Raw genomic sequence first — 21421 nt, forward strand, 5'->3', positions numbered from 1 at the left:
CTTTCCACTAAGCTTTCGAACTGCATTCTTTCAAAAACAACTTTTGGTTTGCGGCCTGACGTGCTAATCCCGAAGCTTTCCACTAAGCTTTCGAACCATCGTCATGTCCGCAAAGAAGAATATGTCTATGTGTGTGCTAATCCCGAAGCTTTCCACTAAGCTTTCGAACGGGAGACAACCATCGAAACACGTTTGGTATCGTCAGGCGTGCTAATCCCGAAGCTTTCCACTAAGCTTTCGAACTCAGAAGAACTGGTTGGTTGAGGCAAGGGCGAACGGTGCTAATCCCGAAGCTTTCCACTAAGCTTTCGAACCCGAGCGGTGATAGTGGTAGTCGATGCCCTTCGCCGTCAGTGCTAATCCCGAAGCTTTCCACTAAGCTTTCGAACGGCACCACATAGTCAGCCGCATCTTTCGACTTTTGTGTGCTAATCCCGAAGCTTTCCACTAAGCTTTCGAACCTTGGTGTTCCTGTAGCATGCCGTCACCACCTTGTTTTAGTGCTAATCCCGAAGCTTTCCACTAAGCTTTCGAACTCAATACGATCCGGTTGGGTATCCGCATCTGCTTGGTAGTGCTAATCCCGAAGCTTTCCACTAAGCTTTCGAACGTCTCGTGGTAAGCGTATAGCTCTGACTCCACATGCTGGTGCTAATCCCGAAGCTTTCCACTAAGCTTTCGAACTACAACATGCTTGTCCTCGTCAAACATGCTGTAGAGTGCTAATCCCGAAGCTTTCCACTAAGCTTTCGAACATTACTTTGGACTCCGGTACGAAGATAAAGAGCGTGAGATGTGCTAATCCCGAAGCTTTCCACTAAGCTTTCGAACGCTGGATTAGGGCTCGCTCAAGCAGTCGGAAAACCCGGTGCTAATCCCGAAGCTTTCCACTAAGCTTTCGAACATTTTTTGAACGGACTGACACCCGTGGAGGGACCCCAGTGCTAATCCCGAAGCTTTCCACTAAGCTTTCGAACTGGCTCATTTCCTTCACCTTGCGCTTCTTTTTGGCAGTGCTAATCCCGAAGCTTTCCACTAAGCTTTCGAACATCACACCCAGTTGTTGGTCATCGGCGGCGGTTCAGGGTGCTAATCCCGAAGCTTTCCACTAAGCTTTCGAACTCGTGATCTACCTTTATGTTCGTTTTATTTTTTTTAAAAAGTGCTAATCCCGAAGCTTTCCACTAAGCTTTCGAACAGTGACTTGGCGATCATCAATAGCATGACCCGGCGCGTGCTAATCCCGAAGCTTTCCACTAAGCTTTCGAACTTGTCTCAAGCGGAACAAGAGTATTTGCCCTTTGCGGGTGCTAATCCCGAAGCTTTCCACTAAGCTTTCGAACGCGTAAAGGTAGGTGAACGAAAAGATGACTGCGAGAGTGCTAATCCCGAAGCTTTCCACTAAGCTTTCGAACCCAGCGTCGGTAATTGGTACCATGCTGCCATTTACCAGGTGCTAATCCCGAAGCTTTCCACTAAGCTTTCGAACTAAACTTGAGATTCGGTCAAGTGAAGGGGAGGAAGGTGCTAATCCCGAAGCTTTCCACTAAGCTTTCGAACGTAGCTGTGACAATAAGTGTCTTAGCGCCTGATGTGGGTGCTAATCCCGAAGCTTTCCACTAAGCTTTCGAACCTGGAGGCTATACGTATGTCAGCGGGGTTAACTTGTGCTAATCCCGAAGCTTTCCACTAAGCTTTCGAACATGTACCGCGACCTCTCGTTACAGCTTCAGTTAATGCGTGCTAATCCCGAAGCTTTCCACTAAGCTTTCGAACGGACACCTTACACCCGGCTTTCCGCGCTGTTGAGCCGGTGCTAATCCCGAAGCTTTCCACTAAGCTTTCGAACGGTTGCGCGGAGCGCTCGAATGTATCATCCACGTTTGGTGCTAATCCCGAAGCTTTCCACTAAGCTTTCGAACGGTTATGTTAACGGGCGAATGCGGTGATAACGCAGGTGCTAATCCCGAAGCTTTCCACTAAGCTTTCGAACGGTGCCATCTATTTCACCGTCCTTTACGTTTAAACGTGTGCTAATCCCGAAGCTTTCCACTAAGCTTTCGAACGCATTGCGGACAAGGATCGTACACTCCGTATCCGTGTGCTAATCCCGAAGCTTTCCACTAAGCTTTCGAACCCATGCTTAATTGCATGGTGCGATTTTTTACATTTGTGCTAATCCCGAAGCTTTCCACTAAGCTTTCGAACAATGGCAGATCCGGGGGATCGTCCGTAATAACAGGTGCTAATCCCGAAGCTTTCCACTAAGCTTTCGAACGCTTCCACTCGCTCACAGCGTCAGCCACCGCTTCAAAGTGCTAATCCCGAAGCTTTCCACTAAGCTTTCGAACCATGCTCGTACAAAAGAGTCATACTACACTCCCCAGAAACGTGCTAATCCCGAAGCTTTCCACTAAGCTTTCGAACAGACCCGACCACGTTCTACGCGCACATACCAATCATGACGTGCTAATCCCGAAGCTTTCCACTAAGCTTTCGAACCCCTGTCTTCTCAATCCCTTGATTCTCAGGCTTTTCTCAGCCCGTTTTCGAGCAGTCTTTTTTTAGGTACCATTTTTCTTGAAATTCAAGGAGCTTTTTTCTTTCCAACTCAGTTTGACGCCTACTCTCCCAACGCTTGCGAGCATCCTTGGCGTTTTTAGGGCTGGGAGATTGCTCGCGTCTTCATTTTTCGAAAGCATAGTGGAAATTCGAAATTATCCGTGGGAATAGACTTGTAGAGGGTCTATAATGCACACGCACGGAATATCAAAACGGCCTGTCGCCTCTAGCATACGGCCGATACTTATATCTTACTTTTTTTCCAAATACAACACAACCGCGATTTGATCCACCCTGTAGAAAATCACCACTCAAGACCTCACTCCTTTCAAGTCGCTATTATAAATATTAAAAAACCGACCTCATTCTCTTGCGAATGAAGTCGGCTCTCCACTCTGTTTCCTGCATCAAGAACCGAGGCAGTCATCCTTTCGCTTGATCCAATCGCTCACTCGCGCGATGAATCATGGCAGTCAAGCTTCTGCCCTCGCCTTACCCAAGGACTGCCGAATAGCGGCCATGCAATTCTTGCACCGCGACTGCGATGTCTGCCTGCGCTTCTCTTCCTTTGTCCGTCTGCCAGATCAAGACGTGCTTTCCTTCTATCTTCCGCTCCAACTGTCCTTTTTGCACCATCTTGTCAACCAACCGCGTGATCGTCGACGGCGTCATATGCAGCAGCTGCGACAGTTCCGTTGGCGTGACCTCTCTTTTTCGTTCACAGCCATCAACAAAGTGGCGTACGTCGGCGAAAAGGAGCGTTCTGCTTTTCCTTTTTCCTCATGACGGACCATGCCAGAAAGCAGCTGGAGCTGTTATTTCCCAGTCAATCGGATGGTTAGCGCACGCCTTCGGTGGCCAGAGCAGGATTCAGGGCATGCTTGACGTATTCTTCGGCGCTGTGCTTGATCTGTTCCTCCGACGCCTGCATCATACCGTGGAATCTGAACGGCGCAAGGTACTTCATTCCCGTCAAATTCGCCATCGCTTGCAGCGGCGTCGTCAGCTCGGCGATCGTGAAATAGTTGTAGCCATCCCGCTCGTAGGCTTGCTCCGGTCCTCCGACGGAAATCGCCAGCAAAAATTCCTTGTTGTGCAGCTTGTTTCCTTCGGAGCCGTACGCCCAGCCATACGTCAAGACAACATCCTGCCACTGCTTCAACAGCGCAGGCGTCCGCTTCCTGCTTCATTCTTTCTACCCACGCTTTATTTACGCGCGATTCGTTTAAATGGGGGTGAGCCACAATGACTAATGTTTTCACCACTAGCGTTGCATTAATCTTTTCAAATCATTCAATATCCTCGTAATGCAGAAGTACCAATGGGCAACCTTCCGAAAAACCAAGGCGGGAATCAAGATTCATCTTCGTCTCGTATTTGCCAATCAGGAGGATGTGTATCCTGATAAGATTTCCCTTACGTATGCCAAGTCTAATGACCGCACGCAAATGGAATCGCTGATTGACGAGATCGGAGCCATGTACGTCTTTGATCGAGAATACGTGGATTACGAAAAGTTTGATGAATACACGGACAAAGGCATCTTTTTCGCTTCACGTCTGAAAGATAACGCGGAAATTCGCCATCTCTATACTTTCAAAATACCACCAGAAAGCTCTGTTTTATCGGATTCCATGATCTTGCTTGGAACGCCACAAAAACGGGTGGATAACGTGTTGCGACTGATTGAGACGCTGGATTCGAAAGGAAATCGTATTCGAATCATTACGAATCGCTTCGACTGGGAAGCAGATGAACTCAGTGACATCTATCGTTGGCGCTGGCAAATAGAACTGTTTTTCAAGTGGATGAAACAGCATGTAAAGATCAAGAACTTCTATGGCACGAGTGACAATGCTGTAAGAAATCAAGTCTTTCTCGCTCTCATTGCCTACTGCTTGTTGCTCCTAGTCAAACTGGGAAAAAACGGTCCGCACAGTCTGTTGCAAATCAGTAGATGGCTGAAAGTTTTTCTCTGGCAAACGTTCGAGCAATGGTTTGGACGAATGAATTACCAATCCAGACGAACATCAAGAGGGCGACAGAAAAGGAAGTGGATGTTGTTTGTTGTTGTCACCGCTGGAGTAAATGTATAAAACTACCAAATGGATAGTGGCTACCTTTTGGTTGGTTGCTGCCCTTTTTGATTACGAAGCTGAAAAATTACATTCAGAATAATCAGTCAATAATCCGATTCATCTTTTATGCAACGCTAGTGGGTTTTCACAGAATATGCTCCTTTGTTCACATATTGTTTGTACATACAAACTACATTACTATCTTTTTGACGCCAACTAACAAACTGTAAGTCCAATCCGCCTTTCCGTGCTCCAGACGCTATCTCCTCCGTGCGTTCTCGAAAAGGGAAAAGCCAACTCCATCCCTCACCAGGATGAAATCGGCTCTCCCTTGGTTCCTTCCCTTTTTCCCTGACGCGTCCGTCCTCACGTCACTGCTTCCTTCTTCCCAAAAAACGTCCGAAGCGCCTTGTAAACCTCGCCCTTTTCCCGAATCACGCAATGCAGGAACTTGGGCTCCTTGATGTGGCGATACGCTGACATGAGTGTTGAGTGCCTGTTATACTGGTTGACCTCTCCATAACCGAACATGTTGCATCTCTCCATGAGCTCTTTGACCAGCTTCACGCAGCGCTCGTTGTCGGATGTCAGGTTGTCGCCGTCGGAAAAGTGGAACGGGTAAATGTTGTACTGGGACGGCGGATAGCGGCTGTCGATGATCTCCAGCGCTTTTCTGTAGGCGGAGGAACAAATCGTCCCCCCGCTCTCGCCTTTCGAGAAAAAGGTGTCCTCCGTCACTTCCTTCGCATCTGTATGGTGCGCGATGAAGACGATTTCTACTTTTTCGTACTTCGTGCGCAGGAAACGAACCATCCAGAAGAAAAAGCTGCGGGCGATGTACTTTTCGAAGACGCCCATACTGCCTGAAGTATCCATCATGGCAATAATGACTGCGTTGGAATGCGGCTTGATGATTTCCTCCCACGTCTTGAAACGCAGGTCGTCTTCCCTGATGCCCAGCTCCAGGTCACTGTAGCCGGCAAGGGCGTTGCGGCGGATCGCGGCGATCAAGGTCCGCTTTTTGTCGATGTTGCCCATCAGCCCTTTTTTGCGGACATCGTTGAAGCGCGTCTCCTCAATGACAATCTGGTCCTCGTCCTTGCGCTGCAAGTTCGGCAGCTCCAGCTCGGCGAACAGCATCTCCTGCAATTCCTCGACGCTGATTTCCGCCTCGTAGTAATCCACTCCCGGCTGATCGCCGGCGCCCTGGCCTTTGCCCGGCCCTTGCGCCTGATCGCCGTCCTTGGCGATGACATCTCCTACCTTGCTGTTTCCTTTGCCTTGACCTCCGTGCTTTCCCTTTTGGAAGTTAAAACGCAATCGGTATTCATCCAGGGAGCGAATGGGGATCTTGATAACTTCCCGACCGTTTGACATGATGATATTTTCTTCGCTGACGAGATCGGGCAGGTTTTTTTTGATCGCTTCTTTCACTTTTTCCTGGTGTCGATTTTGGTCCTGGTACCCTTTGCGGTGCAGCGACCAGTCTTCCCGGGAGACAATGAACGATGGTGCATCTTCCATGGCGTCTCCTCCTAGCAACTGGCGCAATCTGCGCCGAATATGATGTGCGGGATAAAGCGTAGGTACGTTTTTGTCAGGGCTGTGCGAACCGCTTTTTTACCTGTTCAGCAAGCTTCCCACGTAACGGAGCAGCTCGTTGGCGCAAACCGGGCAATAGTTATGCTCTTCGATGAGGCGCTTTGTCACCTCGTTGATTTTTTTCAACTGATGCTCATCCGGCGTTTTGTTCGAGGTCGTGATCTTGACGACGTCCTTGAGGTCGGCGAACAGCTTTTTCTCAATCGCTTCCCGCAGGCGGTCGTGCGTGCTGTAGTCAAAACGCTTCCCTTTGCGCGCGTAGGCCGAGATGCGGATGAGGATTTCTTCGCGGAATGCCCGCTTGGCGTTTTCCGAAATGCCGATCTGCTCCTCGATGGAACGCATCAGGCGCTCATCTGGATCCATCTCCTCGCCGGTGACGGGGTCGCGGATTTTATTCATGTTGCAATACGCTTCGACGTTGTCGAGATAGTTATCCATGAGCGTTTTCGCAGACTCTTCGTAGCTGTAGACAAACGCTTTTTGCACTTCTTTTTTCGCCAGCTCGTCGTATTCCTTGCGGGCGCTGGAGATGAAGTTCATGTAGCGCTCCCGCTGCTCCTTCGTAATCGACGGATGCTGGTCGAAGCCTTCCTTCAGCGCGCGGAGAATGTCCAGCGCATTGATGCACTCGGTGTCGCGGCGAATCAGCGCGCTGGAGATGCGGTTGATGACGTAGCGCGGGTCAATCCCGGCCATGCCCTCATCGGCATGCTCGTTGCGCAGTTCTTCCAGATCGGCACCCTTGAACCCTTCCACCGATTCGCCATCGTACAGACGCATTTTCTTGAGCAAATCGGCTCCTTGCTTTTTCGATTCCTTCAGACGAGTAAGAATAGAGAAAATGGCAGCTGATCGCAGGGCATGCGGAGCAATGTGCACATGTCCGAGATCGGATTGTTTGATTAATTTCGCATAAATTTTTTCTTCGTCGCTGACGCGCAGGTTATACGGCATCGGCATGACGATAATCCGGGATTGCAACGCTTCGTTTTTCTTGTTGGCAATGAAGGCTTTGTACTCGGATTCGTTCGTGTGAGCCACAATCAGCTCATCCGCAGAGATCAAGGCAAAGCGGCCTGCCTTGAAGTTTCCTTCCTGGGTAAGTGACAAGAGATGCCAAAGGAATTTCTCGTCGCACTTCAGCATTTCCTGGAACTCCATCAAGCCACGGTTTGCCTTGTTCAGTTCCCCGTCAAAACGATAGGCGCGGGGATCGGACTCGGAACCGTACTTGGTAATCGTAGAAAAGTCGATGCTGCCAGTCAAATCGGCAATGTCCTGCGACTTGGGATCAGAGGGGCTGAATGTACCGATCCCGACACGGTTCGCTTCGGAGAAAAGAATGCGGCAAACCGGGAAGTCTTCGATGCGTCCGCCGTATTCCGTCTCCAATCTCATGCGGTTGTAAGGAGTAAGCTCTCCCTCGATTTTGATGCCCAGCTCTTCCTCAATTTCCGGACGCAGCTCATGCGGGATCAGATGCAACGGCTCTTCCTGCATCGGGCAGCCTTCGAGCGCGTAGACGGCGCCTTCGTCCGTGCGGGAATACTCCTCCAGTCCTCGTTTGAGCATGGTAACGAGTGTGGATTTACCGCCGCTGACCGGACCCATCAAGAGCAAAATGCGTTTGCGGACGTCCAGACGACGTGCTGCCGAGTGAAAATACTCCTCAACCAGACGTTCAATGGAACGATCCAGCCCGAAAATTTCCCGGCTGAAAAATTGATACGAGCGTGTGCCATCCTCGCTTTCCTCGACACCAGCACTTTTAATCATGTTGTAGACGCGTGAATGAGCCGTCTGGGCAATTTGCGGATTTTTGCGAACAAGCTGCAAGTACTCGGCGAAAGTCCCTCTCCACATCAGGTTTTCTTCTCGGGCCCGGTGCTCAGCGATTCGTTTTAAAATGTCCATGTTCGACACTCCTCCCTCATAAGCCCCTCTCTCTTCCCTAACGACAATGTACTCTCATGTATATGTCTGCCTGCAGTCACGCATTCGCGTGGAACTCGTTTTCTTCGGTTGCCAACAGGCTCTTCAAGCCTTTACATATGTGTATGCGAGACATGAGCACAAGTTTCAGCAATCTTGCCACAAAAATCATGCACGAGTGGCAAATTTTCTTTTCGCGGCAGGGAATATTACGGAAATGTAAGGTTTTGTTGATTGCTTTGTAAGCTAAAGCAATGGTTTGTAAGCCGATCCGTCGCGTACAATTAACTCATCCATCAGCCATCATTCATGCGCAGTTGATTGATCTGCAAACATGGGAGGTCCGAATCATGAATACGCAAAAAGATCGCATGCAAATCAAGAAAGGTCTGTACTTGACCGGAATCGCCGCATTGATCGTCCTCGCTGTCTTTGTTTACCAGTGGGTGCGCGGCATGGAGCTGGATACAGGTGAAATTCTTAGTGTTCCGATCACCTTGGGCGCTTTCCTGAAGCTTTGGAACGATCACCGAAAACTGTCCTTAACATAAGGAACGCACAAGCTTTAATCCGTTTGCAAAGTGGGCAGGCTACGCTATAATGGGAGTAGTTTGTTTACGAAAGGAGCTGTCCAACATGGGTACGTTTATCGTAGCGTTGGTCTTCGCAGCTTTTCTGTTCTTCATCCTGACAGCAGGCTACAACGAGGACAAAACCTGGAATCTGTAGGGACAAGCTAACGGGCAGTTTGCTGGCATCAGCACGGCGCTCCCAGGAAAAAAAGCAGGCTGCCTGTCACGGCAACCTGCTTTTTTCGTTGAAGCTTCGTTCGTTTACGCTTCTTGTCCCTGCTGTTTTTTGTCCGCTTGCTTTTGGGCTTTCGCGGCTTCTTTCGCGGCTTTTTCTGCCTTACCTTGGGTAACGGTCGTATCCGCCGCTTTTTCCTCTGCACTCGCGACAGAAATTCCGCTGAACAGCAAAGCAGCCATGGCCATAGTCGAAACCATTTTTTTCACGTTGGTTCCTCCTTCTTGTGTACGAAGCGTGATTGCTACGTAAACAAGCCTGCCGCACGACTTTGGGAAAAGTATGTGAAAAAGCAGGCTGCCCCGCTTTTGCGGCAAACAGCCTGCTTGCTCGTTGCCGGCGACGACAGCCAGCGCAATTTATGCTTTGGCAAACACGCCTGTCCGCTCCGTAATCGCCTGATACAATTCCTCCAACGAGCCTCGCTGATCGACCGGATACTGCGGCTCGCCGCGGTCTTCCAGCCAGTTCGTGACGAGGTACGTCTTCATCCCCAGCTTCGACGCGACCATGTCTTCCTGCATGTGGTTGCCGATCATGATGCAGTCGGTCGGCTCCACGCCGAGCTTTTGGCAAATTTCCGCGAAATAGCCGGGATTCGGCTTCGTATAATGCGACTCCTCATAGACGGTCACCAGTTCGAAATCGTCCGCGCTCATGCCGATCCAGGCGAGCCGATGGAAAATCGCATCGCGCGGAAAGACCGGATTGGTGGCGACCGCGACCCGATAGCCTTGCGCCTTGGCCGCATCCACAATTTTTTTGCCCCACGGCGAAGGATAGGTCAGATGGGACAGCGTCGGGAACACATCGCGGTAAAAGGAATCGAACAGCGGCCACACCTCTTCGCGATCCCATTCGCTGTGCGCGGTAAAATATTCGATGAACACCTGTTCATTCGTCTTCTCCGGCTCCTGGCTCATAATCATCGCCTTGGTTGCGTCCCAAATCAGCTTCAGGAGCTTTTCCGTATCGTACTTGTCGCCAACATGGCGGCCTACCTCGACCAAATAGCTTTTGACAAAAGGCTCGGTCTGCATTTCCAGGAGCGTTCCGTCCAGATCAAACAGGATCGTGTTCACAGTCATTTGCGTTCTCTCCCTTTTTCATCGACGCCCTGCTTGTTGTTGCTGCTGTAAGCGAAGGCGTTTGTCATCGTGCCCTAATTCAGCCCCGGAAAACCTAGCTGCCGCAAGCCTTCAAACAAAACGATCGCCGCACAGTTGGACAGATTGACGGAGCGGGTGGCTCCGCTCATCGGAATGCGAATCGTCTGCTCCCGGTACCTCTCCGTCAGTTCCTCCGGCAAGCCGGTGGTCTCCTTGCCCAAAATAATGTAGTCGCCATCGCGAAAGGAAACATCGGTGTACAGCTTCTCGCCCCACGTCTCCACGAAGTAAAACGTGCCTGCTCCCTCTCCCTGCGCCGCGGCAAAATGCTCAAAGCTCTCGTGATGGTGGATGTTCACCGCGTGCCAGTAATCGAGGCCAGCCCGCTTCAAATAGCGATCCTCTGTCGAAAAGCCAAGCGGGTGAATCAAATGCAAATGAGCGCCAGTCGCTGCGCAGGAACGGGCGATATTCCCCGTGTTGGCAGGAATGAGCGGCTCGTGCAAAACAATATGTAGCGGCATATCAGCAAAACTCCTTGTATATGACGAACTTGGGTCCTTCAAATCTCTTCTATTATACATAAACCAACCGCGCCATGACCACCGAGCCAGTGCCTGTAACATGCAGCGGGGCTGTTGCATCTAACGGGAAAACAACGGATGCAAAGGAGTGTCGCTGACATGAATACGCCCCGCCGTCATCTGCTTCGCCTGCTCGCCCACATAATGTCTCTTTTGATCGTCCTGATTGGCGCAGCATGGATGTGGCCTGACTTTTCCGCTTTCCCGGCTATGGAGGCGTGCAGCATGATCGCAGGCTACCTCTCGTTTCTCCTGATCGGTCTCACCCTCTTGATTGGCCCGATCAAGTCGTGGCTGCCCGGACGCTGGACCGCTGCCTGCTTGTCCATCCGCAGAGATGTCGGCATCTGGGCCGGACTGACTGGCATCCTGCATGTCTGTCTCGTGCTGATCCTGTTTGAAGGAGAGCCGAAGCTGTACATGATCTCTGACACCCGGCCTGACCAGACGGGCGGGTGGCTGCGCCTGTTTCTTTATGCGCCTCCCGAGTCCGGCGTATGGCCGATTCCGAACTGGAGCTTTACGGGTGTCGCCAACTACTTGGGAGCGATCGCCTTCATCCTTTTGCTGGCGCTCTTGTGCACTTCCTCTGGACGCGCGGAAAAATGGTTGGGCGGCTCCGCCTGGAAAAGACTGCATCTGGCCAATCCGTGGCTGTTTCTTCTCGTCCTGTTCCACGGCCTGATCTACATTCAATCGATCAAAGGAGAGCCGCACAGCTTCTCCGACCTGCTCGTCTTCGCAGTCGTTGTCTGGTTCGTTCGCAGCCTCTCGTTTGGCCGAACTGTGCTCAAGCGCAGGTGGTAACCTGCAAAGCCAAAGCCGCCTACACTCCGCGAATATGAAAAAACGCATAACGGATGCTGGGCGTATAGGCAGTCGAGTCCTCATACGCCCAGTAGCGCATGCTGCTGTCTGTCGTGTGGGCGTTGACAAGCGGCATCATATTCGCGTCCATCGTGACCACAATCGTATTGTGCTGAAAACGTCCGTCGCCGTTAAAGTCGTAGCAAATGATGTCGCCCGGAACCAGCTCGGCGGCAGACTTTTTGGCGACAGCGCGCATCGGCGGCCCGCCTGATTTCAGCAACAGGTACAAGCTGTGCGCTACCGTCCAGCTATAGCTCCAGTCCGCGCTTTTTCCGGTGCGAATCCACCAGCCTTTGCCACGTTCCTTGGACATCAGCATGGGAATCCCCCCGGCGTACAAGCATTGCGATATAAAATTGGTGCAATCATCGTTGAAGCGCGGGTAAGCGGGATTCGTCGTATTCCAGTACCGTTCTGCATAGGCGACTGCTTTATCCGCCCGATAGCCGCCCGCGCCGTGGACGACGAGCAACGGCTGCGACACCGCATCTTCAACGGCTGTTACCGACGCCGTGCCCCGCAGCTCCTGTTCCTCTATCCCTTCGCTTTTCTGGTCACCTCGCTGCTCCCGCGTGCCGACAATTCCCCACTGACCTGCCGCTTTGTCCAAACGAAGCTGAAGCATCCGTCTGCTCGCCTCTTCATACGTTTTGTTTTTCAACAGATACCGGCTCTTGCCCGTCCAGACTACCGTGATGTCCATCGCAGCATCCGTCTCCAGCCAACAGACGGGCTTGACCTGGCCGCTCACGCCGCGAAGCGCGGCCCCCCGCTTGCGCATTTGCCGATGGGCGCGATGGATGCGTTCCCATTCTTGTTGCAGCAGCGGCTTTTGCTCCAGATAAAAAGGCAGCAGCCGCTGATGTTGTCCATCCAGAATCGATTGGTGCACGGCATCGAAGTACCGTTGCACAAACGCACGCCATTCCATCCGTCGCTCCCCCTCTTCCCAGCGTTCTATGCCTGGACATGTCGTTCCTTCCGCCAGCTCGCCTCGCGGGGCACGCTCACTCCCCATCCACGAGCTCACCTGGCATCTCACGAAAAGAATATGTCAAGGACAGTGCATTCAGAAGAAAGAAAAGCCATCCGGCTAGCGGACAGCTTGGTTGGAGGTCGCATGGGCAAAAAGCGGCCCTTCCTCGTGCGACAGCAAAAATTCTTTGATGGACAGCCCGCCTCCGTAGCCGACGAGCGCGCCGTTTGAGCCGACAACCCGGTGGCAAGGGATGATTACCGGGATCGGATTGCGATTGTTCGCCCCGCCAATCGCCCGGACCGCTTTGGCCGCTCCGATAGCGATGGCAATGTCCTTGTAGGAGCGGGTTTCGCCGTATGGAATATTCGTCAACTCAGTCCACACAGTTTTTTGAAAAGGAGTGCCGTACAGGACGGTAGGAACGTCAAACTCTGTTCGCTCGCCGGCAAAATATTGCTCAAGCTGTAGCTTGGCCTGCTCGTTGATCGCTTCGTTTTTCTCCGGAGTGACTCCGAGAAGCGTCTTTTTGCACCAGCGAACAAGGCGCGGCAGTCCTTCTTCCTCGTTCGCAAAGTCGATGTAGCACAAGCCTTCCTCCGTCGAAGCGAGCAGCAGCGGGCCAATTGGCGATTCCATTGTGGTGTAGCCTACTTCCTGTGCCATCGTACATCCTCCCTCTCTCCCAAATATTTTTTAGCGCAGGCTGCCTTGCTATCGCTCGTCCGCTCCCGAAGCGCCAGCGGCTTCAGGCGACTTTTTCCAGAGGTTAGCCAGCCTGTCATACGTCTGTCTGTCACAGCGGCTTTCGCGCTTTTCACCAGCGTACCAGCCTGCGACTAGGGGAGTTGTTCCTGCTGTTCCTGCTGTTCCTGTCGCCGCTGCTTCTCCCCCTGCGCACTTTGCTCCGCCAGCAGCTTCATCCCCTTCGCAATCTCGTCCTGCACCTCTGCCACCTGCTCCGTCTCCTGTGCCCTCACGAGTGCCGCTTCTGCATCGGCTCCCCCGATTTTCCCCAGCGCCCAGGCTGCTGTGCCGCGAATGACCGGACGTGGATCGTTCGCAAGCAGGCGGGCGAGATGAGGAACCGCGGTGCGATCCTTGAAGTGGGCCAGGGCCAGAATCGCGTTGCGCTGAATCGGTTTTTTGCCGCGCCACGATGAAGAAGACAGGCCGAACTTTTCCTTAAACTCCTTGTTGCTCATCTCCAGAAGCGGGATCAAGAGCGGCTTGGCAATCTCGGGATCAGGCTGAAACTCGGGATGATGGTTGGAGTTGATCCGGCGGTTTTTCGGGCAGACGGTTTGGCAAGTATCACAGCCGTACAGCCGATTGCCGATTTTTCCTCTAAATTCGTCTGGAATGAAATCTTTTACCTGAGTCAAAAACGCTACACAGCGCTGAGCGTTGAGCTGGCCTCCCTGCACAAGCGCCCCGGTCGGACAGGCGTCTACACATATGTTGCAATCGCCGCAGCCTTCTTCGATCGGGTGGTCGATCGGCAACGGCAAATTCGTCAAAAGCTCGCCCAGGTAGACCCACGAGCCGAACTCGGGCGTAATCACCGCACAGTTTTTGCCGACGAATCCGACACCAGCCCGCTCGGCGACAGCACGATCAGACAGCGCGCCCGTGTCTACCATCGATTCGATTTTGGCACCCGGCTCCAGCTCCTGAATGAATTTGCCGAGCTTGTCCAGCTTGTCGCGCAGCACGTGATGGTAATCGACTCCCCAGGCCGCCCGGCACAAAATGCCCCGGTACGCGCCAGGCTCGGACTTGGGCGGATTCTCCAGCTTGGACGGGTAGGCGAGCGCAATCGAAATCAAGGAACGCGCGCCCTCCAACAGCAGGCTGGGATTCGTCCGCTTTTCCAAATCCGGCTCCTCAAAGCCTGACTCATACCCCTTTTCCCGGTGCTCGATCAGTCGTTCCTTGAGCGTCAAAAAAGGGTCGGCGCTGGCAAAGCCGATCTTGTCGATGCCGATCTCCTTGGCGTAATCAATGATGGACTGCTTCGTCTGCTCCCAGTAGCGCAAGTCTTGCTCGTCAATCACAGTTGTTTGATCGCTCCCGTCGCCAACTCGTCGCAGCGGTTGTTCCACTTGTTGTCGGCATGTCCTTTTACCTTGACGTACTCTACTTGATGAATATCCATCAGCCGAAGCAGCTCTTTCCACAAGTCCTGATTCTCTACCTGCTGGCCTTTGCTGTTTTTCCAGCCGTTTTTCAGCCAGCCCTTGTACCAGCCCTGCTTGAAGCAGTTGACTAAATACGCGCTGTCGCTGTACAAGGTCACCTTGCAAGGCTCTTTCAACGTGGACAGCGCCTTGATCGGCGCAAGCAGCTCCATGCGGTTGTTCGTTGTATGTGGTTCGGCACCGGACATCTCCTTGATGTGCTGGCCGTACATCAGGACAGCACCCCAGCCGCCCGGCCCGGGATTGCCAGAGCAGGCGCCGTCTGTATAAATCTCTACTTCACGCATTGTCATCGTCTTTGGAAACCTCCTCTGTTGCTTCTATTGTATCGAAGCTTAGTCGCTTCCACAAAAATATTTTGCTATACTACTTGAGAAATCTGTCCTGTTCCAAGCTTTGGCAAAAATAGTCGTTCGCAAGCGAATTTTCTTATAGAAGGAGTGAATCATGATGAACGTACAACTCGACTCTACCGTGACCGAGCGCCTTCCCGCCTTTTCCCTCGGCATTTTGCAATACAGTGGCGTATCTGTCAGCGACTCGCCAAAAATGCTGCAAGGCCGGATCAACTACTTTGTAGAAAGCTTGCGCCTGGAGCACGAGCTGTCCCGCCTGGCCGAGATCGAAGGCATCCGCGAATGGCGAGCCGCCTTCAAAAAAGCGGGGATCGATCCTTCCCGCTACCGCCCCTCCTCGGAGGCACTGCTGCGCCGTCTGTTGCAGGGCAATCCTTTTTTCTGGATCAACAGCGCCGTAGACGTCAACAACTTCTTCTCCGTCCTGCATGCGCTTCCCTTTGGGATTTACGATCGGCAGCAGCTTACAGGCGACGTCACTTGCCGTCTGGGCCGGGAAACAGACGTGTACGAAGGATTGAACGGTCGCGAGGTCCACATGGAAGGAAAGCTGCTGCTCGCGGACGAGCAGGGGGCCTTCGGCAGTCCGATTGTCGATTCCAAGCGAACTTGTGTGACCGAACAAAGCCGGGACCTGCTGCAAGTCGTCTTTTTCCACGAGCAGCTTTCCGCTGAGAAAAAGGACGAAATCATCGGCTCCGTGGGCCGCATGTTTACCGAGATCAACGGCGGCGAGCTGACCCACAGCGCCATCGCCTCGCCTTAATAAAAAGACGGCCCGTCATGCAGCGTGGCCGTCTTTTTGTGTCTGACTGTCAGTTGGCTTGCGAAAAACAACGTGCTCCAAGAGCAAACAGACGATTACCCCGAGCAGCAAGCCGTTGCCGAACAGGAAGCTGACCAGCGCAGGCAGCTTCTGCCAGGCGGCTGCCGGAACAAACATGACGCCAATCCCGATCAGAAGCGAGCTGCCCCCGACCGTGATGGCCCGATCATCCATTTTGACTGTCACGTAATCTTTCAAACCGAACCCGAGAAGCTGCGTGTACGAAATGAACATCGCCGCATAGGCAACCGGAGTCGGCAAAGCCGCCAAAAAATGAGCGACGGTCGGGAGCAGGCCAATCAGCATCATCCCGACCATCGCGAGCATGAAGGGCAGGCGCGACGCCATGCGCGTCGTCTGGATCACGGCGGCAGCCAGCGAAAGCGGGATCATCCCCACGACGCCGCTCACGCCGGAAAGCAGGTGAGACACCCCTGTAAACACCCCGCCACGGTTGTATTGGGAATCGGTCGGCACCGTATTTGTCGCCTTGCCCATCACGACCATACTCGTCACCAGGTTCGTCAGCAGGACAAATCCGGTCAGCATGCTCGTCAGGACGACGCCCCAGTCCCAGCGCGGCGTTCCCCAGAAAAAGAAGCTCGGCCACGAGATCAACTGATCCGCAGGCCGCACAGGCTCCGTCCAGCCCAATACGGCGTAAAGCACCCAGCCGCCGACCATGCCAAACAGGACCGCAAAGCTGGAAAAGCGCTTCGTCCGCATGATCCAGACGACCAGCGCCACGATGCCGACGGAAACGAGCGCTACGCCCGGCTGCACCTCTTTGGAATGCTGAAAGCCAATCCCCAGCATCCCGGTCAAAATATTGCTGCACAAAGAAATCGCCAGCAAAATCATATACGTGCCGGATACAAGCGGTGTAAACCATCTTTGCAGCTTGCCGATCCAGCCCAGCATCCCGAAGCCGATAAACAGCAGGCCCGCCAACGCCATCCCGAGCTGAAACGATTGCCCGATCTCGCGCGGCTGCAGCCCTGCACTCGCACCGAGCTGCGCCAAAATGATAAAAATCCCCCACCACAATCCAGCCGGTCCTTCCAGCATCGGATAACGGTGTCCGATCCATACTTGCAAAAGCGAAGCCAGCCCGATGAAAAACATCGTCTGCTGCATCAAATGGCTCATCTCGTCTGCCTGTAACCCATACACGTCCCCGATCATCAACGGAACGGCAACACTGCTGGAGACAGCTACGATCATCCATTGCAAGGCCGAGAGAATGCTCGTGCCCACTGGAGGTCTGTCATACAATCCGTACTTCAAAACAATCCACCTCGTTTTCTTGCCGCCAATCAATCATGAGCTATGCAACTAAATGTCTCCAGTTAAGAATATCATCATCCGGTTTTTCAGCAAACATGCAAAGGGGCAAGAAACTCTCTGCGAGAAATTTCTTACCCCTTATGCTTTGGCCGCCCATGCGGCTTCCGTTTCCTGCAAATACTATTTTATCATTTGCTTAATCAGCTCGCGGTTTCGGCTTTGGAAAATTTCATTGTGGGACGAAACCATTCCGCTGGCATGCGCTTCCGGCTGAATGTACAGCTTGGCTTGGTTGACGGCATTTGCTGCGTCGTGAAAAGCTCCAGCAATCAGATGCACTTTTCCTTCATACGAGATAATATCTCCCGCCGCAAAAATCCCCGGCTCGGATGTAGCGCCGTTTGTCTTGCCGGCCAGGAAGTATTCGTTCGCCATTTCCAGCTTCACCTGGCTGTTCTCCAGAAGCGATCTGTCGCGTTCGTAGCCGTGATTGATAATCACTTCGTCAATCGCCAGCTCCTGCACCTCGCCCGTCACGTGGTTAGTCAGCTCGACCCGCTCAATTTTTTCCTGGTTGGAAGCCGCAATCAGCTTCGTGATCGTCGTGTTGAAGAAGCATGTGGCGGAGCTTTTCAACAGTTGCGTAACTTGTGCTTCGTGCCCGGACAGCGCTTCTTTCCGATACGTCACATACACTTTTTTGGCAATCGGCTCCAGCTCATTGGCCCAATCGACCGCAGAGTTTCCACCGCCCGAGATGATGACGGTTTTGTCCTTGAAGCGCCGCAACGACTTGACGGTATAGCTGAGATTGGATACTTCGAACTTTTCCGCGCCTTCCAAGTCAATTCGTTGCGGCTCCAAAATCCCTCCGCCAATGGCCAAAATGACGGTTTTGCTATAATGCTTCTCGCCTGCCGAAGTGTGCAAAACGAACACGCCTGTTTCGTCCCGCTCGATCCGCTCCACTTTTTGACCCAAAACGACAGTTGGATCGAAGGTCAATCCTTGCTGAACGAGCTGTTCAATCAGCTTTTCGCCCAGTGTTGGCGTCAGGCCGCCGACGTCCCAAATCATTTTTTCGGGATAGACGTGGACTTTCCCGCCCAGCCTTGGCTGATATTCGATCAGCTTCGTCTTCATTTCTCGCAAACCGCTGTAAAATGATGCGAACAGCCCAGCAGGCCCTCCGCCGATAATCGTGACGTCATACAATTCTTCGTTCGTCATCCGTGTATCTCTCCTTTACTCCCATCCATAATGGGCGCACGCAGCAACAGGGCCCCTGCACAATGCTTGCACAGAGGCGGCTGCTCGATCAGCGACGCATTTTATTTAGCCAAAATATTTTTCACGATCGTTTTCACCCCAAGCTCAATTCCCAACGGTCCGCCCGCGGCAATCGAGCTGTCCAGTGCGTACATATGCCCGTTCTTGATCGCTTGAAGCGAGTTCCAGGCAGAATCGCTCTCCAGGTTTTTCAGGTAGCCTTGCAGCTTTTTGGACGAGCCGCCGATATCAGCGACAAATATGTAGTCCGGGTTCATCGCCGCCAGTCCTTCCAGGGAAATCTGCTCCCCTTTGGTCGACATATCTACGTATTTGCTCGGCGGGTTCAATCCAAGGCCGCTTTCCTTGCTGAAAATAAACTGCGTGGTAAAGCCCCAGAACTGCTTGTCACCCAGCATAATCACGCCAAACGTTTTGTCGCTGAACGCTTTCAACTGTTCTTTGGAATCGGCAATCAGCGTTTCGATCCGCTTGATTTCATCCTCGGCCTTTTGCTCTTTGCCGAAAATTTTTCCGTACTCGCGCAGCGCGCCTTGCCAGTTGTTTTCATTGCTGTCCACCGTTACGACCGGAGCGATTTTCTCCAGCTTGTCGCCGTAGCTTCCATACCGCCCCGAAACCATGATGATGAGGTCAGGGCCGACTTCCAGCAGCTTTTCCAGGTTCGGGCTCGTCATGGAGCCGATGTCGACGATCTGTTTGTCCTTGTACGGAGCGAGCGATTCCCACTCCTGCAAAACATCCAGGTCTGTCGCCGCTACCGGGGCTTCGTCCAACAAAAACAAATGCTCAAAATTGCGGAAAAATAAGAGCGCTACTTTCTCCGGTTTCTTTTCCAGTACAATCTCGCGTCCAAGAGCGTCTACATACGTTCTCGGCCATTTTCCCGTTTCCTGATCGGCTTTTTCGGGAGCGGCGCTTTCCTCTTTGGCTGGTGCTGCACTGTTTGCTGCGGAACTATGGTTAGTCTCCGGCGTTCCGGCACAACCCGCTAAAATCCCCGCCAAAAGCGCAAGGGTGACGAATAGTCTCATGAGTGTTTTCATTCTGACTCCTCCGATGTGACTTGAGTTTTGCTTGACCAACTAAGCTACGGTCAGTTTAGCAAAACGCATTTTAGAGAGGAATGGAGCCATCCTGAATTCCATATGGATTTTTCCTGAATCGTCCGCGAAATTCGGCCGGAGACAACCCTACCTGCTTTTTAAAAATGCGGCTGAAATACAAGGCGTCTGCATAGCCGACGCTTTTCGCCACCTCGCCGATCGGCGCGTCGTTCGCCAACAGGCATTCCTTCGCCCGATTCAGCCGATAGGCCATCAAATACTTGCCCGGGCCCGGGCCCATGCCCGTATTTTTTGAAAACGTAGAACAAGCGATTTTCGTTGATGTCGTTTTGCTCCGCCAACGCGCGTACACTAAGCCCATCCATGTAATGCTCATGTATGTAGCGGGATACTTGCTCGAACAGTGCCTGCTCCCCATCGCTGCTCTGGTTGCGTGCACAAACGAACAGTTCCTCCAGGACGCAGCGAAACAACGTCTCCGTCTGAAAGGCAGAAATCCCACCCGGCTCCCTCGATGAGCGCCAGAGAAGCTCAAGCAGCTCCATCAGGCGCGGGCTTTGTCCCGGAGTGAGCTGAAAATGCGCTCTACTCAAGGAAAATCCGGACGGCTCGGGCGCGCAAACCCGGTATAAAACAAGCAAATACTCCCACTTACTGTTGCCCGTAACCCGCCGATTCAATGGCATACGGGCACCGCCATGCACGACATGTCCCGGCGACAGCGCATAGGACGTTCCGCTGAAATCAAACTCGGCCTTTCCTCTCAAGGGAAAAACAAAGCCTGGGAATGCTTCCGTATAGTCATCGCAACTCATGCCCGGATCGCGCACATAGCGACAGACTTGCTCCACTCGAAAAGAGGTACGCGCAAAATGTTCGGCAAGTTTGTTGATGTCCATCTTCATTTCACACACCTCCTGCCATCAAGTGCCGTTACTTCATGTGCTCATCGCCCGCGTCCGCTGGGACGAGTCCCGTTGCAGTCACATAACTTAATCATACTTATATTGATATTGAGAATCAATCTTATTGTTTTTCTCTTTCCTTCTTTTCCTCGCATTGCTGATGTCTGGTTGTCGGCTATAGCACGGGCAAAACAGAGTAGCTATCGCGATTACTCCCCATTCAATTCCAAATAGTAAAGTCATTAAACATAAAGATTCTAGATTGGCTCTATTTTTTGAAACTCTATTTTCAGGCAATCACGAAATACAGAGATTCCTGAAGCAGGGTAAAATTTTTTCAACAATACGAGCACCCTTTCAGCCCTAGTTTCCCCCTCATACAGCAATTAACCACGCTTATGTAAAATACCAAAGGGTTCCGAAAGTCGAGATATGTTGGCCGAAAGAGTCGGTCCGGAAAGGAGATGTTTTATAGAAGCGCCCCTGGAGTCCACATTCGTTCCTAGAACAACAAATATACAAAGGCACCTACAATGTGCATATCACAGGACTATTATCCTTTAATTGCTTTAAATCCCTTTGAACAAAATAGTACTTAATGTTCGTTTTTCAATTAATTATATAATTCGACATTTTTTTCAATTACTTTGCTATAAACTAATAATCAAAAGAATTCTAAACCAATCTGTTGAATCAAACCAATGAAGATAGAAGATGTTTTCATGAAATCTAAGAAAAGATTATTAAGTGGAGCTGCATTACTTAGTATATGCCTTTCAGCTACTTCCGTATTTGCCGCATCATCAACATGGTCAAATAATGGATCATATGAAAAAACAATATGGTGGAAGCCTTACTCAGGAACGTTTAATGTTACTAAAGATTCATCCTCAATAGCCCCTTAGGAAACTTGGACACATGGAGTGTAATTTAGTACACTATATGTGAACAGGGGGAAGGCAACAA

17 protein-coding genes, 2 pseudogenes and 1 CRISPR repeat array (1 of these 20 running past the window's edge) are annotated in these 21421 nt (G+C 52.0%); of the genes and pseudogenes, 4 read left to right on the forward strand and 15 right to left on the reverse strand.

Features of this window, described 5'->3' with window-relative positions; all coding sequences use genetic code 11:
• Window positions 1-2502: a CRISPR direct-repeat array (repeat unit 36 nt; unit sequence GTGCTAATCCCGAAGCTTTCCACTAAGCTTTCGAAC); it begins 885 nt to the left of the window's first position.
• A gap of 552 nt (window positions 2503-3054) precedes the next feature.
• Window positions 3055-3270: pseudogene (locus tag AC3WQH_RS07235) on the reverse strand (MarR family winged helix-turn-helix transcriptional regulator); the annotation flags it as partial.
• A 130-nt stretch (window positions 3271-3400) separates the two neighbouring features.
• A pseudogene (locus tag AC3WQH_RS07240) lies at window positions 3401-3824 on the reverse strand (NAD(P)H-dependent oxidoreductase).
• A 45-nt stretch (window positions 3825-3869) separates the two neighbouring features.
• Here AC3WQH_RS07240 and AC3WQH_RS07245 point away from each other — a divergent pair.
• Window positions 3870-4658, forward strand: a complete 789-nt coding sequence (locus tag AC3WQH_RS07245; RefSeq protein WP_005835376.1) for an IS4 family transposase — start codon at window positions 3870-3872, stop codon at window positions 4656-4658.
• Between the two features lie 348 nt (window positions 4659-5006).
• Here AC3WQH_RS07245 and yhbH read toward each other — a convergent pair whose 3' ends face one another.
• Both yhbH and AC3WQH_RS07255 read right to left on the reverse strand, forming a co-directional pair.
• Complete coding sequence (gene yhbH, locus AC3WQH_RS07250) at window positions 5007-6164, reverse strand: sporulation protein YhbH (protein WP_197187067.1); 1158 nt, start codon at window positions 6162-6164, stop codon at window positions 5007-5009.
• 96 nt (window positions 6165-6260) lie between these two features.
• Window positions 6261-8159 (reverse strand): PrkA family serine protein kinase, encoded by a 1899-nt coding sequence (locus tag AC3WQH_RS07255; protein ID WP_007779966.1) that lies wholly within the window; start codon window positions 8157-8159, stop codon window positions 6261-6263.
• A 368-nt stretch (window positions 8160-8527) separates the two neighbouring features.
• Between AC3WQH_RS07255 and AC3WQH_RS07260 the strand changes: the two genes are divergently transcribed.
• Complete coding sequence (locus AC3WQH_RS07260; protein ID WP_007779969.1) at window positions 8528-8728, forward strand: hypothetical protein; 201 nt, start codon at window positions 8528-8530, stop codon at window positions 8726-8728.
• Between the two features lie 282 nt (window positions 8729-9010).
• Here AC3WQH_RS07260 and AC3WQH_RS07265 read toward each other — a convergent pair whose 3' ends face one another.
• From AC3WQH_RS07265 to trmL, 3 genes are all read right to left on the reverse strand, one after another.
• On the reverse strand, window positions 9011-9193 hold the full coding sequence (locus tag AC3WQH_RS07265) for a hypothetical protein (protein WP_238503964.1): 183 nt from the start codon (window positions 9191-9193) through the stop codon (window positions 9011-9013).
• 150 nt (window positions 9194-9343) lie between these two features.
• Entirely contained in the window at window positions 9344-10072 is a 729-nt protein-coding gene (locus AC3WQH_RS07270) for an HAD family hydrolase (protein WP_005835386.1), read from the reverse strand.
• Window positions 10073-10146: 74 nt separating this feature from the next.
• A complete protein-coding gene (gene trmL, locus AC3WQH_RS07275; RefSeq protein WP_005835388.1) occupies window positions 10147-10617 on the reverse strand; it encodes a tRNA (uridine(34)/cytosine(34)/5-carboxymethylaminomethyluridine(34)-2'-O)-methyltransferase TrmL in 471 nt (156 codons plus the stop codon).
• Window positions 10618-10776: 159 nt separating this feature from the next.
• On the opposite strand from trmL, the gene AC3WQH_RS07280 reads away from it, so the two are divergent.
• Complete coding sequence (locus tag AC3WQH_RS07280) at window positions 10777-11484, forward strand: ferric reductase-like transmembrane domain-containing protein (protein WP_007779980.1); 708 nt, start codon at window positions 10777-10779, stop codon at window positions 11482-11484.
• A 19-nt stretch (window positions 11485-11503) separates the two neighbouring features.
• On the opposite strand, the gene AC3WQH_RS07285 is transcribed toward AC3WQH_RS07280, so the two are convergent.
• The 4 genes from AC3WQH_RS07285 to rnhA all read right to left on the reverse strand — a co-directional run bounded on the left by AC3WQH_RS07285 (window position 11504) and on the right by rnhA (window position 15017).
• Window positions 11504-12478, reverse strand: coding sequence for an amidase domain-containing protein (locus AC3WQH_RS07285; protein ID WP_005835392.1), 975 nt, complete (start codon window positions 12476-12478; stop codon window positions 11504-11506).
• 162 nt (window positions 12479-12640) lie between these two features.
• Window positions 12641-13189 carry a methylated-DNA--[protein]-cysteine S-methyltransferase gene (locus AC3WQH_RS07290; protein WP_005835393.1) on the reverse strand — a complete coding sequence of 183 codons (549 nt, stop codon included), beginning with the start codon at window positions 13187-13189 and terminating at the stop codon, window positions 12641-12643.
• A 173-nt stretch (window positions 13190-13362) separates the two neighbouring features.
• Window positions 13363-14580 carry a tRNA epoxyqueuosine(34) reductase QueG gene (gene queG, locus AC3WQH_RS07295; protein ID WP_026557983.1) on the reverse strand — a complete coding sequence of 406 codons (1218 nt, stop codon included), beginning with the start codon at window positions 14578-14580 and terminating at the stop codon, window positions 13363-13365.
• A complete protein-coding gene (rnhA, locus tag AC3WQH_RS07300) occupies window positions 14577-15017 on the reverse strand; it encodes a ribonuclease HI (RefSeq protein WP_007779986.1) in 441 nt (146 codons plus the stop codon). The genes queG and rnhA overlap by 4 nt, the downstream gene beginning before the upstream one ends.
• A 157-nt stretch (window positions 15018-15174) precedes the next feature.
• Here rnhA and AC3WQH_RS07305 point away from each other — a divergent pair, with 157 nt between their 5' ends.
• Window positions 15175-15846, forward strand: coding sequence for a B3/B4 domain-containing protein (locus AC3WQH_RS07305; RefSeq protein ID WP_005835401.1), 672 nt, complete (start codon window positions 15175-15177; stop codon window positions 15844-15846).
• A gap of 15 nt (window positions 15847-15861) precedes the next feature.
• On the opposite strand, the gene AC3WQH_RS07310 is transcribed toward AC3WQH_RS07305, so the two are convergent.
• From AC3WQH_RS07310 to AC3WQH_RS07325, 4 genes are all read right to left on the reverse strand, one after another.
• Entirely contained in the window at window positions 15862-17193 is a 1332-nt protein-coding gene (locus AC3WQH_RS07310) for a purine/pyrimidine permease (protein ID WP_005835403.1), read from the reverse strand.
• Window positions 17194-17373: 180 nt separating this feature from the next.
• The gene (locus tag AC3WQH_RS07315; RefSeq protein ID WP_005835405.1) at window positions 17374-18423 is read right to left on the reverse strand and encodes an NAD(P)/FAD-dependent oxidoreductase; all 1050 of its coding nucleotides are present in this window, start codon (window positions 18421-18423) and stop codon (window positions 17374-17376) included.
• 101 nt (window positions 18424-18524) lie between these two features.
• Window positions 18525-19529, reverse strand: a complete 1005-nt coding sequence (locus AC3WQH_RS07320; protein ID WP_005835406.1) for an ABC transporter substrate-binding protein — start codon at window positions 19527-19529, stop codon at window positions 18525-18527.
• 70 nt (window positions 19530-19599) lie between these two features.
• A complete protein-coding gene (locus AC3WQH_RS07325) occupies window positions 19600-19968 on the reverse strand; it encodes a helix-turn-helix domain-containing protein (protein WP_327921109.1) in 369 nt (122 codons plus the stop codon).
• Window positions 19969-21421: the final 1453 nt, after the last annotated feature.

It is taken from the genome of Brevibacillus sp. FW301-21C12A, from assembly GCF_058788915.1.

Coding starts and splice junctions, on each gene's coding strand:
- AC3WQH_RS07245 (WP_005835376.1), top strand. CDS start 3,870: ATGCAGAAGTACCAATGGGCAACCTTCCGAAAAACCAAGGCGGGAATC.
- AC3WQH_RS07290 (WP_005835393.1), bottom strand. CDS start 13,189: ATGGCACAGGAAGTAGGCTACACCACAATGGAATCGCCAATTGGCCCG.
- AC3WQH_RS07325 (WP_327921109.1), bottom strand. CDS start 19,968: ATGGGGAGCAGGCACTGTTCGAGCAAGTATCCCGCTACATACATGAGC.
- trmL (WP_005835388.1), bottom strand. CDS start 10,617: ATGCCGCTACATATTGTTTTGCACGAGCCGCTCATTCCTGCCAACACG.
- AC3WQH_RS07305 (WP_005835401.1), top strand. CDS start 15,175: ATGAACGTACAACTCGACTCTACCGTGACCGAGCGCCTTCCCGCCTTT.
- AC3WQH_RS07270 (WP_005835386.1), bottom strand. CDS start 10,072: ATGACTGTGAACACGATCCTGTTTGATCTGGACGGAACGCTCCTGGAA.
- AC3WQH_RS07320 (WP_005835406.1), bottom strand. CDS start 19,529: ATGAAAACACTCATGAGACTATTCGTCACCCTTGCGCTTTTGGCGGGG.
- rnhA (WP_007779986.1), bottom strand. CDS start 15,017: ATGACAATGCGTGAAGTAGAGATTTATACAGACGGCGCCTGCTCTGGC.
- AC3WQH_RS07315 (WP_005835405.1), bottom strand. CDS start 18,423: ATGACGAACGAAGAATTGTATGACGTCACGATTATCGGCGGAGGGCCT.
- AC3WQH_RS07260 (WP_007779969.1), top strand. CDS start 8,528: ATGAATACGCAAAAAGATCGCATGCAAATCAAGAAAGGTCTGTACTTG.
- AC3WQH_RS07280 (WP_007779980.1), top strand. CDS start 10,777: ATGAATACGCCCCGCCGTCATCTGCTTCGCCTGCTCGCCCACATAATG.
- yhbH (WP_197187067.1), bottom strand. CDS start 6,164: ATGGAAGATGCACCATCGTTCATTGTCTCCCGGGAAGACTGGTCGCTG.
- AC3WQH_RS07255 (WP_007779966.1), bottom strand. CDS start 8,159: ATGGACATTTTAAAACGAATCGCTGAGCACCGGGCCCGAGAAGAAAAC.
- AC3WQH_RS07285 (WP_005835392.1), bottom strand. CDS start 12,478: ATGGAATGGCGTGCGTTTGTGCAACGGTACTTCGATGCCGTGCACCAA.